This is a genomic window from Streptomyces sp. M-16, from assembly GCF_052114405.1.
GTDB lineage: Bacteria > Actinomycetota > Actinomycetes > Streptomycetales > Streptomycetaceae > Streptomyces.
This window is the reverse complement of sequence record NZ_JBFRER010000046.1, coordinates 17,530-34,961: the sequence shown is the minus strand read 5'-3', so window position 1 is coordinate 34,961 and position 17,432 is coordinate 17,530. Positions and strand designations below refer to the sequence as shown.

Sequence of the window (17,432 nt, the reverse complement as noted above, 5' to 3'; positions counted from 1 at the left end):
GGGGAGCATACGAGTCGGCCGGTGCCCGGTGGAGGGCGTCATCGCATCAGCTCACCGGCGTTGACCAGCAGGGACTGGCCGGTTATCGCCCGGGCCCGGTCGCTGGCGAGGAAGACGGCGGCGTCGGCGACGTCTCCGTCGGTGGCGAGTTCGGGCAGCGCCATCCGCTCGGTGAGGCGGGCGTGGACCTCGGCTTCCGGGACGTTCTCGGTGTGGGCGGTGAAGGTGACGAAGGCCTGGACGGGCGGGCCCCACATCCAGCCGGGCAGCACGGTGTTGACGCGGATCCGGTCCGGTCCGAGCTCGCGGGCCAGGGAGTACATGGCGGAGGTCAGCGCCCCCTTGGAGGCGGCGTAGGCGGCCTGGCGCACCTCGTTGGGGGCGGCCACCGCGGACTGGGTGCCGATGATGACGACGGAGCCGCCGCCCGCGGCCTTGAGGGCGGGCAGGCAGGCGCGGGTCATCCGCAGGGTGCCGAGCAGGTTGACGTCGAGGATCTGCTGCCAGGTCCCGAAATCGGCGTCCTGGAGGCCCCCGAAGTACGCGTCCCAGGCGGCGACGTGCACGACGGCGTCGACCCCGCCGAACCGCTCGACGGCCAGCTCCGCCAGGGCCCGGCACTGGGCCTCGTCGGTGATGTCGGTCGGCCGGTGGGCGGTATGGGTGCCGTCGGGGTCGATCTCGGCGGCGGACTTGGCCAGATTGGCCTCGGTCCGCGCCCCGAGCACGGCGTTGCCGCCGTCGCGGACCACGGCCGCGGCCACCTGGTGCCCGAGTCCGGCTCCGACCCCGGAGACGATGACGGTCTTCCCTCGCAGCAGYATGGCGCGCCCCCTGGCGGCTGGATCCGGCAATGGATCTGACGGGGCGTCAGGGTAGGGGTGCGGGGCGGGGTTGTGAAGGGGCGCCGGGCCCGGGGCGTGCTGTGCCCGGCCCGGCGGCGCCGCCCCGGAGTTCAGCCGCTGACGTCCGCGATGATGTGCGTGATCACCCAGACCGCCCAGAGCAGCGGCACGATCGCCACGTACGCCAGCGGGCGGGCGTGCACCGGCGGACCCTCGTCGAGCTGCTGACGGCCGGGGGCCGGCTCCGAGGGTTCGAGCTTGGCGAACTTGGTCGAGGCGATCAGGTTCCAGAAGAGGGTGAAGGGCGTGAACAGCACCAGGGACAGGGGGCTCCACCAGCCCTGGAACAGCGTCTTGGTGGTCATGATCCGCACCAGCGCCCGCCCGCACCGGCGGCAGAAGGGGCCGTCGAGGCGGTGGAACCGCATGACGACGAGCACGCCGACGTGGGCCCGGACGGCGAAGTTCACGGCCTCGGGAGCCCCGCAGTTGCGGCAGCCGGTGGGGCCGGGCACCAGGTACGGGGGGTGCTGGGGGTGGGCGTACTGGGGGTGCGGCTGCTGGGGCTGCTGGGGGTACGGCTGCGCGTACGGGGGCTGCTGCGCCGGGACCGGTCCGCCGGGCTGGGGCTGGCCGTACGGGTTGGGCGCGCCGGGCTGGGGCCGGTCGTACGGGTTGGGCGCGCCGGCGCCCTGGGCGTACGGGTTGGGCGGAACGGGCGCGCCCGAGTACGGGTTGGGCGGGGGAGTGCTCATGGGAGGGCCTTCGGGTTCTGCGGACGGCAGGGGAGCGGCGAACAGCCGGGATGACGGCCCGCGTCCCCCGCCGGAGGGTGCCTTCACCACAGGGGGGCGGAACCGAACGCCAGTGCTCTCGCGTGGCTCGAACGTACCAGCCGGGGCGGACAGCCCCGGTTCCCCCGCGCTCCGGGAAGCCGTGGACACCCCGGACATGGGGGTGAGTTCCATGCCGGAGTGGGCTAATGGGGCGTATCGGTCCGGGCCTTGGGTGGTTCCGGTGTTCCACCGGAGGTGCGGACGAGGCACGCTGGACGTCCTGGGCCACAGGCGGGTGAAGCCGAGACGAATGGTGCGTCATATGTACGGGGGTGACGGCGAGTCGTATCCGAATACCTGATAGACAGAAGAATCACGGCTCGACCAGCCGACGCCTTCGCCGGCCGCCTTGGGGGGATCGCCGCACTGTGAAGCCGCTTCACCGTCATGTAGTCAACACCTCGCGCAAGGTCCTGTGCACGGCCGCTCTCGCGGCCAGCCTGACCACCGCCGCCGTCGTGACCAACACCCCGGTCGCCGGCGCCGGCGAGGCCGAACCGACCCCGGACAGTCCGCAGGCCGCCGACCGCGGTGACGCCCGCCTCGACCTGCCGGCCCCGCTCGCCGACCCCGTGGTGCCGCCCGCCGCCGGTGCCGGCGGCGCGGCCGAAGGGGCCTCCGGCATCCCCGCCACCGCCCTCGACGCCTACAAGCGCGCCGAGGTGGCCGTGAAGGCGGCCCTGCCCAAGTGCAACCTGTCCTGGGCGCTGATCGCCGGCATAGGCCGGATCGAGTCCGTCCACGCCTCCGGGTACGGGCTCAAGGCCGACGGCACCACCGAGCGGCCGATCCGCGGCCCCCGCCTCGACGGCAACGGCTTCGCGAAGATCACCGACACCGACAAGGGCGAGTGGGACGGCGACACCGAGTACGACCGCGCCTTCGGCCCGCTCCAGTTCATCCCCTCCACGTGGAAGGACTGGAAGGCCGACGGCAACGGCGACGGCCAGCGCGACGCGAACAACATCTACGACGCGGCCCTCGGCGCCGGCCTGTACCTCTGCTCCGGCGGCAAGGACCTGTCGGTCCCGGCCGACCTGGACAGGGCGGTCCTGAGCTACAACAGTTCGCGCGAGTACGTGAACAGCGTCCTGGGCTACATGCGCCAGTACCAGGACGGCACCACCGGCGTCCCGAACCCGCCGGTCGGAACCTTCCCGACGCCGCCCGCGCCGACCCTGCCCACCCCGCCGCACGTCCCGACGCCGAACCCGCCGGCCTCGAAGCCGAACCCCGCGCCGAAGCCGACTCCGACGCCCACCCCGACTCCGAAGCCGACGCCCACGCCGACGCCGAGCGAGCCGACCAAGCCGACCCCGGCGCCCGCGACCCTGGCCAAGCTGGAGCGGGTGGGCGACGCGAAGCTGGAGGCCGAGGCCGGGAGCCTGTTCGCCGAGGGCGTCCGCTTCAAGGCGCTGCTCAGCGACGGCAAGCCGGCCGCGGACCAGGCCGTCGTCGTCGCCGTGGAGAAGGACACCACCGGCGGCACGGGCTTCGTCTTCGGCGACGAGCCGAGCGTGGTCGTCCGTACGGACTCCGAGGGCATCGCCACCGCGCCCAAGCTGAAGGCGGGCGCCAAGGCGGGCACGTTCACCCTGCGGGCCACGGCCTACGACGCGAAGAGCCGGCTCACGCTGACGCTGGACGGAAAGGTCACGGAGAAGGCCACGCCGCTCGTCCTCACGCGCACCGACGGCACCGCCCCGGTCGAGGCCGCGGCCGGCACCGCGGTGAAGGGCCTGGAGTTCCTGGCCGCCGCGGGCGAGAAGCCGGTGGCCGGTGCGCAGGTCACCGCCGCACTGGTCGAGGGCAAGCCGGGCGCCTGGACCCCGGTGGACGCGAAGAAGGCCAAGGGGCCGTACTTCGCGGGCAAGGACGGCGCGAAGCTGTTCTCCCTGGAGCCGGCCAAGACCGGCGCCGACGGCAAGCTCAAGCTGCCGGAGCTGCTCACCACGGACGTGCCCGCGGGCACCTACCACCTCCGTCTGAGCACCGCGGACGGTGCGGAACTGATCCTGGACATCAAGATCACCGCCCCGTCGGCCACCACCCCGCCGGCCGCCAAGCAGTAGCCCCACCGGCCGGACCGCCCCCGGGTGGTCCGGCCGGGCACCAACGGACCGTGGCCCGGTCACCGTCCTCCTGGACGGTGACCGGGCCACGGCCGTTCCCCCTCCGCGCGAGTGCCGGAGAGCAAAGGCAGGAGCCCTGTCTCCCCCGCCTGGGCGGGGGAGACAGGGCTCCTTGGGTACTGCTTAATCCAGCCGCGATCCGGCCGGCCAGGCGACTAGGCCGGGGTGACGTTCTCCGCCTGCGGGCCCTTCGGACCCTGCGTGACGTCGAAGTTCACCTGCTGGTTCTCCTCCAGGGAGCGGAAGCCAGAGGCGTTGATCGCGGAGTAGTGGACGAAGACATCCGGGCCGCCGCCGTCCTGGGCGATGAAGCCGAAGCCCTTTTCAGCGTTGAACCACTTCACGGTTCCGGTAGCCATGAGCCCTCCTATGGGCCAAAGGGTCGCCCTGCTCCAGAACCTGCTAAGAAGTCTGAAAACTACAAAAGCCTGCGGGTTACATGCTCCGCAGGCTTCGTACTGCAAGGGAAACCAAACTGCAACTTGCGTCGAGCCTAGCACGCACCCTCGGGGCGAGACCAGAGGGAAAGATCACGTCACCCGGACGTTTGAGACCCGCCTGATCGCTGACGGAGAGCCGGGGGCTAGTCTCGCGATGTGGACGTCTATCGCAGCCGGCCCCGTGTCGGCCACATCCAGTTCCTGAACTGCCTCCCCCTCTACTGGGGGCTGGCCAGAACCGGCACGCTGCTGGACATGGACCTGACCAAGGACACTCCCGAGAAGCTCAGTGAGCGCCTCGTGCGGGGTGAGCTGGACATCGCCCCGATCACCCTCGTGGAGTTCCTCCGCAACGCCGACCAGCTCGTCGCCTTCCCCGACCTCGCGGTCGGGTGCGACGGTCCCGTCATGTCCTGCGTGATCGTCTCGCAGGTCCCGCTGGAGCAGCTGGACGGCGCCCGGGTCGCCCTCGGTTCGACCTCGCGCACCTCCGTACGCCTCGCCCAGCTGCTGCTCGCCGAGCAGTACGGGGTCCGCCCCGACTACTACTCCTGCCCCCCTGACCTGGGTCTGATGATGCAGGAGGCCGAGGCGGCGGTGCTGATCGGCGACGCCGCGCTGCGCGCCTCGCTGCACGACGCCCCCCGGCTCGGCCTGACCGTGCACGACCTCGGGCAGATGTGGAAGGACTGGACGGGACTGCCGTTCGTCTTCGCCGTCTGGGCGGCCCGCAAGGACTACCTCGCCCGTGAGCCGGAGGTGGTCCGTGAGGTCCACGAGGCCTTCCTCGCCTCCCGCGACCTCTCCCTCGAAGAGGTGACCAAGGTGGCCGACCAGGCGGCCCGCTGGGAGGCCTTCGACGCCGAGCTGCTGGAGCGCTACTTCACCACCCTCGACTTCCGCTTCGGTCCCGAGCAGCTGGCCGGCGTACGGGAATTCGCGCGCCGAACGGGAGCCGACACCGGGTACCCGACGGATGTCGCCGTAGAGCTGCTGAAGGCGGCCGTCCCGGAGCGGTGACGGTCTTATCCCGGTGATCTCCGGCACCGCCAAACCGGTGATTGTTCCGTTTGCCGGGAATTCGTTCCCCTTTCGTATTCTCGTCCCACTGAAGCGGAATACGAGCGAGGGACGGGGGACCCCATGGCATTCGGCGGGAAGCGGCCGGCCGAACCGATTGAACCGGTGTACTGGGAAGAGATCACCCGGTTCACCGTCGGCCGGACGCTGCGCAACGCCGTGCGCGCCTCCCGGCGCGGCGAGGGACCGTACGCGATCCGTGTTCCGCGGCCGCGGGGGGAGGACATGGTTCCGGCCGTGTTCATCGCACCCGCCGTGCCCGGCGCCCCGCCGCGCCGGGGATTCCGGTTGTCCGCGGACGAGGGCGGTCTGCGCCCGCTGTGCTCGGTGGCCCCGGCCGGTCCGGAGCCCGGGCAGGGCCCCTACCGGGTCACCGGCCCCGACGGGCTGGAGCTGGGCGCCGTCCACCGGACCCCGGCCGCGCAGCGACTGGTCCGCCACGGCTGGTGGCTGGAGCGCCCCGGGCGGCCGGAGGCGGTGGCCGTGCGCGGCTGGGCCCGCGGCGGCCCCCGGCGAACGCTGGAGCGGGGCGCCGGCAAGCTGCTGGGCGGCGTCGTCGACGGCCTGTTGAGCCTGGGGGCCGAGGGCGAGGCGGCCGGCGGCCTGGCGCCGGTGGTCTGGCGGGCCGGGGACCGGGCCGTGCTCACCTTCCATCCCTCCCAGGGCCCCCGCTGGTACACGGTCGACCGGGACGGCCCGCTCGACGCCCGGCTGGCGTTCGCACTGGCGGTGCTGCGCGAGAGCGAGGTGTGGGGAGGCGACCGCCGCTGACGGACCCGGCCGGCCGGGTCGGCCGGGTCGGCCGGGTGGGTCGGGTCGGCCGGGTGGGTCGGGTCGGCCGGGTCGGCCGGCGGTCGTTCGGAGCCTGGCGAAGACCCCGGTGGGGAGATCGAGTTGGGGAGTAGCCTGCTCGGGTGCGGCGCTCGGCGCCGGCGGCTGGACCGGACGCGGCCTTGAACGCGGCCCTGCACCCGATGCGGTTCCCCGGGGATGCAAGGACACCACACACACCGGGGGACGCGGGACGGGGACACGATGCAGCCGCTCGAAGCCGGAGAGCCCCGGGTCATAGGCGCGTACCGGTTGCTGGGCCGGCTCGGTGCCGGCGGGATGGGCCGGGTCTACCTGGGACGCAGCGCCGGAGGCCGGACGGTCGCCGTCAAGATCGTGCACCCGCACTTCGCGGCCGACGAGGAGTTCCGCGCCCGGTTCCGCCGCGAGGTGGAGGCCGCGCGGCGGGTGGGCGGTGAGTGGACCGCGCCGGTGCTGGACGCCGATCCGGAGGCGGCCGTGCCGTGGGTGGCGACCGGGTACGTGGCGGGGCCCTCGCTGGACCGGGCGGTGGCCGGGCACGGTCCGCTGCCGGAGGCGTCGGTACGGGCCGTGGGCGCGGGGCTGGCCCGGGCCCTGGTGGCGGTGCACGGGCTGGGCCTCGTCCACCGGGACGTGAAGCCGTCGAACGTGATGCTGACCCTCGACGGACCACGGCTGATCGACTTCGGGATCGCGCGCGCCACGGACGGCACCGCCTCGCTGACCTCCACCGGCGTGTCCATCGGCTCGCCGGGCTACATGGCCCCGGAGCAGATCCTGGGCAAGGGCGTCACCGGCGCCTCGGACGTGTTCTCGCTGGGCGCGGTGCTGGCCTTCGCGGCGACCGGGCGGCCGCCGTTCACCGGGGACAACTCCGCGACCCTCCTCTACAAGGTGGTCCACGAGCCGCCGGAGCTGGACGGGGTCCCCGCCGGGGGGCTGCGCGACCTGATCGCGTCCTGCCTGGCGAAGCCGGCGGCGCAGCGGCCGGCGCCCGAGGCGCTCGTGGCGGCCCTGGGCGTGGCCCCGGGCGGCCCGGGGTGGCTGCCGGCACCGCTGGTGGAGGAGGCGAGCCGGGCGGCGGTGGCCCTGCTGGACCTGGACGCCGACGCCCAAGCCGCCGGGGGCGGCCCCTTCCCCGAGGCCCCGTCCGGGCCGGTGCCGTTCACCGGGGCCTCCGTCGGGGGGCCCGTGGGCGTGGGCTTCGGCACGCCCGATCCGTCCTACGGGGGACCGGGTCCGCAGGGCTCGCCGTACTCCGCTCCGGCGGGTCCGTACGGCTCCTTCGGCGCGCACGGCGGCATGTACGGGGTCCCCACCGCTACGGCGGCCGGCGCGGGCGGCGCCGCCCRGCACCCCGGCGCGACGGTCCCGGGGCAGCGGACGGCCGGTTCCGGCGGGGGCCGGGCGAGCCTCAGCGTGGCGGGCCGCCGCTTCAGCTGCACCCTGGTGCTCGGCGCGGCCGCCGCCGCCCTGGCGGCGCTGTCCGGCGGGCTGTACGGGACGGGGCTGCTGCCCGGGCAGGGGGACACCCGGGACGCGGCGGCCGGCAAGCCCCCGGCCTCCTCGGCCCCGGACGCCTCCGCCTCCGCCCCCTCGTCCTCCCCCTCCGCACCGAAGGGGACCCGAAAGGACGTGCCCGAGGAGTTCATCGGCACGTGGAAGGGCACCGTCACCACCAGCATCAAGGCCACCACCGAGTTCGAGATCACCATCAAGGCCGGCAAGGTCGGCCAGGTCGTCGCCCGGGACAAGTCGGTCCTGCCGGTCCTCGGCACCGACTGCAGCGGCGACTGGAAGCTCTCCTCCGCCACCGACGGCTCCCTGGTCCTGGACAGCGCGGGCGGCCCCAACCCCGCCCCCGGCATCTGCTCCGGCGGCTCCGCCGACGAACGCTTCACCCTCAACCCCGGCGGCTCGCTGCACTACAGGTCGGGCGACAGGGGGGCCGGGAACCCGGAGGGCGACCTCACCCGTAGCCCCTGACATCCGCCTACCGCCCCTGGCGTAGGCTGGATCGGTCCGAACCCCTTGACACACCGCCGAAAGGTGACGCACCGGTGACCGACCAGGCCGCTCTCCAGTCTGTCCTCGACCGTGCCGCCGCAGGGGGCCGGATCACCAAGGAAGAGGCCCTCGACCTCTACCGGCACGCCCCGCTGCACGCGCTCGGCCAGGCCGCCGACGCCGCGCGCCGGCTGCGCTACGCCGGTACGGAGCACATCGCGACGTACATCATCGAGCGCAACATCAACTACACGAACGTGTGCGTCACGGCGTGCAAGTTCTGTGCCTTCTACGCGGCCCCCAAGGACACGAAGAAGGGCTGGTCCCGCGACCTCGACGACATCCTGCGCCGCTGCGCGGAGACCGTCGAACTGGGCGGCACCCAGATCATGTTCCAGGGCGGGCACCACCCGGACTACGGCGTGGAGTACTACGAGGAGCACTTCTCCGCCATCAAGAAGGCGTTCCCGCAGCTGGTGATCCACTCCCTCGGCGCGTCCGAGGTGGACCACATGGCCCGCATCTCCGGCGTCAGCGCCGAGGAGGCCATCCGCCGCATCCACGCCGCCGGACTCGACTCCTTCGCGGGCGCCGGCGCCGAGTTGCTGCCGGAGCGGCCGCGCAAGGCGATCGCCCCGCTCAAGGAGTCCGGCGAGCGCTGGCTGGAGATCATGGAGCTCGCCCACGGGCTGGGCGTGGAGTCCACCTCCACCATGCTGATGGGCACCGGCGAGACCAACGCCGAGCGCATCGAGCACATCGCGATGATCCGGGACACGCAGGACCGCACGGGCGGGTTCCGCGCCTTCATCCCGTACACGTACCAGCCCGAGAACAACCACCTCAAGGGCCGGACCCAGGCGACCGTCTTCGAGTACCTGCGCATGATCGCGATCGCGCGGCTCTTCCTCGACAACATCGCCCACATCCAGGGCTCCTGGCTGACCGTCGGCAAGGAGGCGGGCCAGCTCTCGCTGCACTACGGCGCCGACGACCTCGGTTCGATCATGCTGGAGGAGAACGTCGTCTCCTCGGCCGGTGCCAAGCACCGCTCGAACCGCCAGGAGATCATCGACCTGATCCGCAAGGCGGGCCGCGTCCCCGCGCAGCGCGCGACGACGTACGAGCACCTGCTGGTGCACGACGACCCGGCCAACGACCCCGTCGACGACCGCGTCGTCTCGCACATCTCATCGACCGCGATCGAGGGCGGCACCGCGCACCCCGAGCTGAAGCTCATCTCCACGAACTGACGCCCGCCGATGCTGACGCTGCACACCGCCGAACTGCTCGTCGCCGGACCGGGATCCGCACCCGTCGAGGGCGGCGCGGTCCTGGTCGAGGGCGACCGGATCGTCCGCGTCGGCCCGTACGAGGAGCTCGGCGCGGCCGTCCCGCACGCCCGGGTCCGGCGCTGGCCCGGGGTGCTCACCCCGGGGCTGCTGGCCCGCGGGGCGGACGTCCTGCTGGAGGGGACGTACTACCCCGACGACCCCTCCGAGACCACCGAGCTCGGCGCCGGCCCGATCACCGGCGCCGAGGCGCTCGCCGCCCTGGAGATGACCGAGGCCCGCTGGGGCCACAGCGCCCGGCGCGGCACGCAGAAGCTGCTCGCGCGCGGGGTCGTCGCGGTGGCCGGGCGCTTCACGATCCCCTCGGTGCGCACCGCGGTGGTCCGCTCGGGCCTCACCGTCGTGCCTCCCGTCCCGTACGGGGGCGCGCCGTCCCTCGACCCCTTCGCGGGGCTCCGCACGCCGCAGGAGGCCTTCCACGGGGAGCTGCGGGAGGGCGCGGCGGCCCGTTTCGCGGTGTTCGCCGTCGCCGGGCCGGCCGAGCTGCCCGAGCGGGGCGCGAGCACGTGCGTGGCCACCGTCATCGCGGGCCGGCTGCTGCACCGCCGCCGCTGATCCGTCCTCAGGGGACGCGGGGTCCGGCCAGGTAGGTGCCGTCGGCGGAGTAGGGCCAGGCGTTCGAGGTGCAGCCGAGCAGGCCCTTGATCTGCTGCATCATCGCGGGGGCGGGCGCTCCGGGGCGCGGGCAGGTCTCGTGCTCGTGGCCGAGTTCGTGGCCCACCTCGTGGTTGACGATCAGTGCCCGGTACTCCTGCGGGGATCCGCTGAACTGGGGCGAACCCTCCTGCCAGCGCTTGAGGTTCACCACGACGGTGTGGCCGACCCGGCAGTTCGTCTCCCCGACGAGCTCCGGGGTGACCACCTCGCACAGCCGGTCGGTGGTCCCGGGGGTGGCGATCTTGACGACGAAGTCCACGGGTTCCCCGCGGCCGGCCAGCCGGAAGCCGTACGCGGGGTCGCGTATCCAGCCGCGCCGGTCCCCGAGGATCGCCTCGACGGTGCGGGCCGCGCCGTCCGGGTCGACCCCGCTGCCGTTCTCCACCTCCACCCGCCAGCGCAGTGCCTGCCCCTGGCCCTGGGCCTTCCCGGCGGCCGAGGAGGCCGTGAACCCCACCGAGGGGGAGGTGCCGGGCCCCTGGGCGTTGCCGTCCGTGTTCCCCTCGGTGTTCCCCCGGTCGGAGCGGGCCGGGGGGCGTGCGTCGGCGGGGCGGTCCTGCGCCGGCCCGAGCCGGTAGGCGGCGACCGACAGGGCGGCTAACGCCGCCGCCCACAGGACCGTGCGGCGCAGCCGCCTGCGCCGCTCGATCCGTCCCGCGCTGAGTGACTGGCCTGTCGGCATCCTGAAACCCTTTGTTCGGTATGTCCGTCCAGTGTGCCCCGCAGGCCTGTGGCCGCGCCGGATCCGGGGCCGGGCCGGATCGGGGCCGCACCGGATCCGGGGCCGGSCGGACCCGGCGCGGGCACGGGTCCGGGGCGGGTGGGGGCAGGGGTCCGGCCGGGGCAGCCGTCCGGGCGGGGCGGGGGCCTGAGAGGATGGGCCCGTACCCGCCGAACCGCAGATCCACCGAGCACCGAGGGGCCAACGCCAGTGACAAGGGCTTCCCTGGACAAGCAGCCGCACGAAGTCGCCTCCATGTTCGACGGTGTGGCCGCCAACTACGACCTCACCAACGACGTCCTGTCCCTCGGCCAGGCCCGGCTGTGGCGCAAGGAGGTCGCCAAGGCGGTCGCCGCCCGCCCCGGCCAGCAGGTGCTCGACCTGGCCGCCGGAACCGCGACCTCCTCGCTGCCCTTCGCCGCGACCGGCGCCTACGTCGTGCCCTGCGACTTCTCCCTCGGCATGCTGCGCGAGGGCAAGAAGCGCAACCCGTGGCTTCCGCTGACGGCGGGCGACGCGACGAAGCTGCCGTTCAAGGACGACGTCTTCGACACCGTGACCATCTCCTTCGGGCTGCGCAACGTCCAGGACACCGACGCCGCGCTGGGCGAGCTGTACCGGGTGACCAAGCCCGGCGGACAGGTCGTGATCTGCGAGTTCTCGCAGCCGACCTGGGCGCCGTTCCGGACGGTCTACACCGAGTACCTGATGCGCGCGCTGCCGCCCGTGGCCCGCGCGGTCTCCTCCAACCCCGACGCGTACGTGTACCTCGCCGAGTCCATCCGAGAGTGGCCCGACCAGCCCGCGCTGGCCGCCCTGCTGCAGAAGGCCGGCTGGGGCCGGGTCGCGTGGCGCAACCTGAGCGGCGGCATCGTGGCGCTGCACCGCGGGGTCAAGGAGTAGCGCACGGTGGAGACCCGGCCCTTCGACTACGCGGCGCTGCTGGAGCGGGTCGCGGCCGACGTCGCCCCGCTGGTGGGCAGCGGCACCCCCGCCGAGTACATCCCGGCACTGGCGTCCGTGAACCCCGGGCAGTTCGGGATGGCGCTCGCCGACCTGGACGGCAACGTCTACGGGGCGGGGGACTGGCGCGTCCCCTTCTCCGCCCAGTCCGTCACCAAGGTCTTCGCGCTCGCCCTGGCGCTCGCGGAGGGCGGCGACAGCCTGTGGGAGCGGGTGGGCCGGGAGCCCTCCGGCAACCCGTTCAACTCCCTGGTCCAGCTGGAGTACGAGAACGGCATCCCCCGCAACCCGTTCATCAACGCGGGGGCGCTCGTCGTCACCGACCGGCTCCAGACCCTGACCGGCGACGCGAGCAGCGAACTCCTGGAATTCCTCCGCCAGGAGAGCGGCAACCCGGACATCGGCTTCGACGCGGAGGTGGCCGCCTCGGAGCACGAGCACGGCGACCGCAACGCGGCCGTCGCGCACTTCATGGCCTCCTACGGCAACATCGACAACCCCGTACCGGCGCTGCTGGACCACTACTTCTGGCAGTGCTCCATCGAGATGAGCTGCGCCGACCTCGCCCTGGCGGGCGGCTTCCTGGCCCGGCACGGGCTGCGCGCGAACGGCTCCCGGCTCCTGACGCGCAGCGAGGCGAAGCAGATCAACGCGGTGATGCTGACCTGCGGGACGTACGACGCGGCGGGCGAGTTCGCCTACCGGGTCGGGCTGCCGGGCAAGAGCGGGGTCGGCGGCGGCATCGTCGCGGTCGTCCCGGGCCGCTGCAGCCTGGCCGTCTGGAGCCCGGGGCTCGACGCCCAGGGCAACTCGGTCGCGGGCGTCGCGGCCCTCGACCGCTTCACGACCCTGACGGGCCTGTCCATTTTTTAACGCGCAGCTCGCACGGCTCGGCCGCAGGCGGCCTCCCCGGCTTCGCCGCGCTGCGCCGGACTCCGTCCGGCAGCCCGCTGGGCGGGGCCGCTGCCCGTGGCCGGTGTGCGGCCGTCGTGTGCGGGTGCGTTGCCGCTGCGCGGGCTTTCCCCTACCCATCCCCCAGACTCCGTCCGGGGGGATGGGGGAAGGGCGGGTAGGGGAGCAGGCCCGCGCAGCGGCCACCCAGCCGCAGACGGAAGCGCACCTGCATCCACACCCGGGGGGAACCGGCCCCCGGACCCCCTACCCCGCCGCGAGGGAGAGTTCGTAGCGCCGCCCCACCCGCCGACCCCCCGGCAGGGGAAAGGTCTCGGCCAGCGTCATGCCCAGCCGCTCCGCCACCGCCGCCGAGCGGACGTTCGCATCGTCGATCATCGCCACCACCTTCGGCACCCCCGCCTCCCGCACCCGCTCCAGCGTCGCCAGCGCCGCGGCGTACGCGTAGCCCCGTCCCCACGCCTCGCGCCCGAGCCGCCAGCCGATCTCGATCTCGCCGACCGGGCCCCACTCCTTGTGCGCGGGCCACGGCTGCGCCCCGGTGAAGCCGAGGACCTCGCCCTCGGCGTCCAGGAGCGTCCACAGGCAGTACCCGAGCTGCGCGTCGTGCATCCGCTGCCGGGCGGTGATCTCCTCGTAGTGGGACAGCTCGGCCGGGCCGCCGAGGAACTCCATCACGTCGGGGTCGTCGAAGACGTGGTGCCAGGCGTGCGCGTCCTCGTCCGTCGGCACGCGCAGCGTGACATCGGGGAGTGGCCGGGTCGGTGAGGTGGTCATCGGGGCAGCCCTTCGGGATCGCGATCTCTCTCGCTGCATAGACTGCGTCATGTCCCGTGCCGTTGGGCACCCCTTATCGAGCCTTCGGGAGACCCCGCAGTGACCGAGCCCCTCTCCGAACACTCCGCGGATGTGATCGTCGTCGGGGCCGGGCCCGCCGGCTCCACGACCGCCTACCACCTCGCCCAGGCCGGACTGGACGTCCTGCTGCTGGAGAAGACGGCGTTCCCGCGCGAGAAGGTCTGCGGTGACGGTCTGACCCCGCGGGCGACCAAGCAGCTGGTGTCGATGGGCATCGACATCTCCGAAGAGGCCGGCTGGCTCCGCAACAAGGGTCTGCGCATCATCGGCGGCGGGCAGCGGCTCCAGCTGGACTGGCCGGAACTGGCCTCGTACCCGGACTACGGACTCGTCCGAAAGCGTGATGACTTCGACGAGACCCTGGCCCGCCAGGCGCAGAAGGCCGGGGCCCGGCTGTACGAGCGCTGCAACGTCGGCGAGCCCGTCCGCGACCCCCGTACCGGGCACATCACGGGCGTTCAGGCCAAGCTGGGCGAGGAGAAGACCCCGGTCACCTTCCACGCCCCGCTCGTGGTCGCGGCCGACGGCAACTCCTCGCGGCTGTCCCTGGCGATGGGCCTGCACCGGCGCGAGGACCGCCCGATGGGCGTCGCGGTGCGCACGTACTTCACCTCGCCGCGGCACGACGACGACTACCTGGAGTCCTGGCTGGAGCTGTGGGACCGGCGCGGCCCCCAGGACCGGCTGCTGCCCGGCTACGGCTGGATCTTCGGCATGGGCGACGGCACCTCCAACGTCGGCCTCGGCATCCTCAACTCCTCCTCCGCGTTCAAGGAGCTGGACTGGCGCGAGGTCCTCAAGGCCTGGTGCGCGTCGATGCCGGAGGACTGGGGCTACACCCCGGAGAACATGACGCAGCCGATCCGCGGCGCGGCCCTGCCGATGGCGTTCAACCGCCAGCCGCACTACACCAAGGGCCTGCTGCTGGTCGGTGACGCGGGCGGGCTCGTCAACCCGTTCAACGGCGAGGGCATCGCCTACGCGATGGAGTCCGGGCAGATCGCCGCCGAGGTGATCGTGCAGGCGCACGCGCGGGCCACTCCGGCGCAGCGGGAACTGGCGCTGCACGGTTACCCGAAGGTGCTGAAGGAGACGTACGGCGGCTACTACACGCTGGGCCGCGCCTTCGTGAAGCTGATCGGCAACCCGACGGTCATGAAGATCGCCGCGCAGCGCGGTCTGACGCACCCGGTGCTGATGCGCTTCACCCTGAAGATGCTGGCGAACCTGACCGACCCGACGGGCGGCGACGCGATGGACCGCATCATCAACGGCCTCTCGAAGGTGGCCCCGAAGGCCTGATCCGGGGCCTGCGGCGGGTCGAGCCGCCTCCCGGGGGTCCGGGGGGCGGTTCAGTCGTTCCCGGGGCCCTGGGGGGCGTCCTGGGCGTCGTGCACCGCGCGTACGCAGCGGGTCAGCAGGACGAGTCCGGACACCAGCAGGGCGCCCGAGAGGGTCCAGCCGAGGGCCAGGGTGAGGGGATGTCCCGGTTTCTGCCAGGGGCGGGCGGTGGTCAACAGCCAGCCGCCGACGGCGAGGAGGGCGAGCCCGGCGGCGGCCGGGACGGCGGTGGGGTCGTCGCCGGTGCCGTGGTCCTCGTAGGTCCGTCTGCTCACCGGGTCACCACCTCCAGGTCTCGGTCCGGCGTCCGCCCATCTTCTCAGGGCCCCGGGGGCTTGGGTACCGCGTCACCGAGCGGGGTGCGCGGGCGGCCGTGCGGGGGCGTGCCGGGGCGTGCCGGAGGGCCGGCACTCCGCCCCCGAGCGGGGGAGTGCCGGCCCTCGTGGCGACCGGAGGGGTCAGAGGACGCGGACGGCGCCCGTCGGCATGTCGTAGCTGAGGTTGCGCTCGACGATGCCGGTGCTGGGGTTCTGCGCGCCGACGAACTTGCCGCCGCCCACGTAGATGGCGACGTGGTAGGCGCTGCCCTTGGGGCCCCAGTAGAGGATGTCGCCGGGCTGCAGGTTGCTCAGCGAGACCGAGGAGCCGGCCAGCGACTGGTCCTGGGAGGTGCGGTCCAGGGTGATGCCGGCCTGGCGGTAGGCGGCCTGGACGAGGCCCGAGCAGTCGTACGCGGAGGAGCCGGTGGCGCCCATGACGTACGCCTTGCCGATCTGGGCGCGGGCGAAGTTCACGATGGCGGCGGCGGAACCGGTGGCCTTGGAGGTGGAACCGGTGCCCGAGCCGTTGGAGGTGAAGCCGCTGTCGTCCGACGCGGAGGCGGTGGTGAGCGAGCTGCGGCCGGCGCTGCGGGTGGCGCGCTCGGCCTCGGCCTTGCGGTCGGCCTCCTGCTTGGCCTTCTGCTCGGCGGCCTTGGTGGCGTCTTCCTTGGCCTGCTTCGCCTCGGCGGCGGCACCCGTACGGGCGTTCTCCTCCTGGGCGTTCAGCTCGCCGGTCACGGCGGCCTCTACGGCGGCGACGCGGGTGTTCTCGGCGGCCGTGTTGACGGCGCTGGAGACCTCGGCACCGAGGTTCAGGTCGAGCACCGGCATTTCGAGCGTCGTCTCGGCCACGGGCTCGGGGGACGAAGGGGTCGCGCTCGCGGTGCCGGCCATGGCGAGGGTGCTGAGGACGCCACCGGCAACTCCGGCGCGAACCGCGAGCTTCGAGGCGCTACGGCGCGGCTTCCGGTGGCTGGGTATGTGAGCGGTGTGGGACATGGGACAACCGCTATCAGGGGTGCCGGGTTTCCTTCAAGAAACGTGGTCTGCGCCACAGTTGCGGAATCCGGGCGCGAACCGGGCGCGTCGCGACCCTTATTGACGCCGTAACGGGCGAAACGGACACCCCTTCACAAGGCTGTGATCATGGGGTTTCAGTAATAAGTCCGAATTGATCCACTGCCTACCATCGACCCGTACAGATGGCCAAGCCCCCTTTTCATGGTCTCGATCCGGTGTGGTGCAGGTCACAGTTACCTCCCGTCGTGAGGGCGCTGTGGCCGGTCCGTGATCCGACCGTGAGCTTGCCGTGCGGTTCGTGAACGGATGCACAGCATCGACCACCCCTCCCTGTCGCCGTCGACTCTCGGCCACCGCGTCCACTCCCGTACCCCGGACCCCCCGACCGGGGGATGCGGGTTCCTTTATCACCTGGGCGGAAGTGGGGCCAATTTGCCTGTGGAGGACATCGTTTGATAGGGCGACACGTCTTCCACCTGGGATGACGGGCCCGGATGTCACCTTTGGTGATCATGTGGATGCCTTGCGTACGAAGATCACCCCTCGGCGGGCTTCATGATCGTTCGTCGGGTGGTGGAGATCACAAACTCGGTGTTGTTACCCGTGTCGCAGATCACAGACCGGCGGGCATAAGATGCGCACCAGCCCGGCTTGTGAACTGCCTCACATGCGGTCCCCCGGCTTCCCGGGGTGATCTTCCCGAGGTGGAGCTCACCCGTCGCCGGCGCAGCGGTCCAACGGTCAAGGACGACTGGAAGGAGCGAGGAGCGTGAATGCGTACGCACCCATCCTCGTGCTCGGCGCCATCGGCGCAGGGTTTGCGATCTTCTCCGTGGTCATGGCCACGCTGATCGGCCCAAAACGGTACAACCGGGCGAAGCTTGAAGCCTACGAGTGCGGCATCGAACCCACCCCGATGCCCGCCGGGGGCGGTCGCTTCCCCATCAAGTACTACCTGACGGCGATGCTCTTCATCGTCTTCGACATCGAGATCGTCTTCCTCTACCCCTGGGCCGTCACCTTCGACTCCCTGGGGATCTTCGGGCTCGTCGAGATGCTCCTCTTCGTGCTCACCGTCTTCGTCGCCTACGCCTACGTCTGGCGCCGCGGCGGCCTGGAATGGGACTGAGGGGCT

At 72.5% G+C, this 17,432-nt stretch carries 17 protein-coding genes; 10 read left to right on the top strand and 7 right to left on the bottom strand.

The genetic code is table 11. The features are described 5' to 3' along the window. Window positions 1-38: 38 nt before the first annotated feature. The gene (locus AB4039_RS21390; RefSeq protein ID WP_266840995.1) at window positions 39-824 is read right to left on the bottom strand and encodes an SDR family oxidoreductase; all 786 of its coding nucleotides are present in this window, start codon (window positions 822-824) and stop codon (window positions 39-41) included. A 131-nt stretch (window positions 825-955) separates the two neighbouring features. After that, on the bottom strand, window positions 956-1,600 hold the full coding sequence (locus AB4039_RS21385; protein WP_266840997.1) for a hypothetical protein: 645 nt from the start codon (window positions 1,598-1,600) through the stop codon (window positions 956-958). A 449-nt stretch (window positions 1,601-2,049) separates the two neighbouring features. Between AB4039_RS21385 and AB4039_RS21380 the strand changes: the two genes are divergently transcribed. Next, window positions 2,050-3,753 carry a lytic transglycosylase domain-containing protein gene (locus AB4039_RS21380; RefSeq protein ID WP_442271495.1) on the top strand — a complete coding sequence of 568 codons (1,704 nt, stop codon included), beginning with the start codon at window positions 2,050-2,052 and terminating at the stop codon, window positions 3,751-3,753. Window positions 3,754-3,968: 215 nt separating this feature from the next. Here the strand turns inward: AB4039_RS21380 and AB4039_RS21375 are convergent, their stop codons facing one another. After that, a complete protein-coding gene (locus AB4039_RS21375; RefSeq protein WP_007265804.1) occupies window positions 3,969-4,172 on the bottom strand; it encodes a cold-shock protein in 204 nt (67 codons plus the stop codon). Window positions 4,173-4,409: 237 nt separating this feature from the next. Between AB4039_RS21375 and AB4039_RS21370 the strand changes: the two genes are divergently transcribed. The 5 genes from AB4039_RS21370 to AB4039_RS21350 all read left to right on the top strand — a co-directional run bounded on the left by AB4039_RS21370 (window position 4,410) and on the right by AB4039_RS21350 (window position 10,060). Then, window positions 4,410-5,273: a menaquinone biosynthesis protein gene (locus AB4039_RS21370; protein ID WP_266841001.1), complete on the top strand. Its 864-nt coding sequence runs from the start codon at window positions 4,410-4,412 to the stop codon at window positions 5,271-5,273. Window positions 5,274-5,438: 165 nt separating this feature from the next. Then, the gene (locus tag AB4039_RS21365; protein ID WP_266841003.1) at window positions 5,439-6,104 is read left to right on the top strand and encodes a hypothetical protein; all 666 of its coding nucleotides are present in this window, start codon (window positions 5,439-5,441) and stop codon (window positions 6,102-6,104) included. Window positions 6,105-6,368: 264 nt separating this feature from the next. Then, window positions 6,369-8,132, top strand: a complete 1,764-nt coding sequence (locus AB4039_RS21360; protein WP_442271494.1) for a serine/threonine-protein kinase — start codon at window positions 6,369-6,371, stop codon at window positions 8,130-8,132. Window positions 8,133-8,206: 74 nt separating this feature from the next. Continuing rightward, entirely contained in the window at window positions 8,207-9,406 is a 1,200-nt protein-coding gene (gene mqnC / locus AB4039_RS21355) for a cyclic dehypoxanthinyl futalosine synthase (protein WP_266841005.1), read from the top strand. 9 nt (window positions 9,407-9,415) lie between these two features. Then, window positions 9,416-10,060, top strand: a complete 645-nt coding sequence (locus AB4039_RS21350; protein WP_266841006.1) for an imidazolonepropionase-like domain-containing protein — start codon at window positions 9,416-9,418, stop codon at window positions 10,058-10,060. A 7-nt stretch (window positions 10,061-10,067) separates the two neighbouring features. Here AB4039_RS21350 and AB4039_RS21345 read toward each other — a convergent pair whose 3' ends face one another. Further along, on the bottom strand, window positions 10,068-10,844 hold the full coding sequence (locus AB4039_RS21345; protein WP_442271493.1) for a DUF3152 domain-containing protein: 777 nt from the start codon (window positions 10,842-10,844) through the stop codon (window positions 10,068-10,070). 249 nt (window positions 10,845-11,093) lie between these two features. Between AB4039_RS21345 and AB4039_RS21340 the strand changes: the two genes are divergently transcribed. Beyond that, a complete protein-coding gene (locus AB4039_RS21340) occupies window positions 11,094-11,786 on the top strand; it encodes a demethylmenaquinone methyltransferase (protein ID WP_266841008.1) in 693 nt (230 codons plus the stop codon). Window positions 11,787-11,792: 6 nt separating this feature from the next. After that, complete coding sequence (locus tag AB4039_RS21335; RefSeq protein WP_266841009.1) at window positions 11,793-12,719, top strand: glutaminase; 927 nt, start codon at window positions 11,793-11,795, stop codon at window positions 12,717-12,719. Between the two features lie 285 nt (window positions 12,720-13,004). On the opposite strand, the gene AB4039_RS21330 is transcribed toward AB4039_RS21335, so the two are convergent. After that, complete coding sequence (locus tag AB4039_RS21330; RefSeq protein ID WP_266841010.1) at window positions 13,005-13,535, bottom strand: GNAT family N-acetyltransferase; 531 nt, start codon at window positions 13,533-13,535, stop codon at window positions 13,005-13,007. Window positions 13,536-13,634: 99 nt separating this feature from the next. Between AB4039_RS21330 and AB4039_RS21325 the strand changes: the two genes are divergently transcribed. Continuing rightward, window positions 13,635-14,918 carry a geranylgeranyl reductase family protein gene (locus AB4039_RS21325; RefSeq protein ID WP_266841011.1) on the top strand — a complete coding sequence of 428 codons (1,284 nt, stop codon included), beginning with the start codon at window positions 13,635-13,637 and terminating at the stop codon, window positions 14,916-14,918. 50 nt (window positions 14,919-14,968) lie between these two features. Here the strand turns inward: AB4039_RS21325 and AB4039_RS21320 are convergent, their stop codons facing one another. After that, a complete protein-coding gene (locus tag AB4039_RS21320) occupies window positions 14,969-15,232 on the bottom strand; it encodes an LPXTG cell wall anchor domain-containing protein (RefSeq protein ID WP_442271492.1) in 264 nt (87 codons plus the stop codon). Between the two features lie 183 nt (window positions 15,233-15,415). Continuing rightward, window positions 15,416-16,276, bottom strand: coding sequence for a C40 family peptidase (locus AB4039_RS21315; RefSeq protein WP_266841015.1), 861 nt, complete (start codon window positions 16,274-16,276; stop codon window positions 15,416-15,418). A 790-nt stretch (window positions 16,277-17,066) separates the two neighbouring features. Here AB4039_RS21315 and AB4039_RS21310 point away from each other — a divergent pair. Next, entirely contained in the window at window positions 17,067-17,426 is a 360-nt protein-coding gene (locus AB4039_RS21310) for an NADH-quinone oxidoreductase subunit A (protein ID WP_045946775.1), read from the top strand. Window positions 17,427-17,432 lie beyond the last annotated feature (6 nt).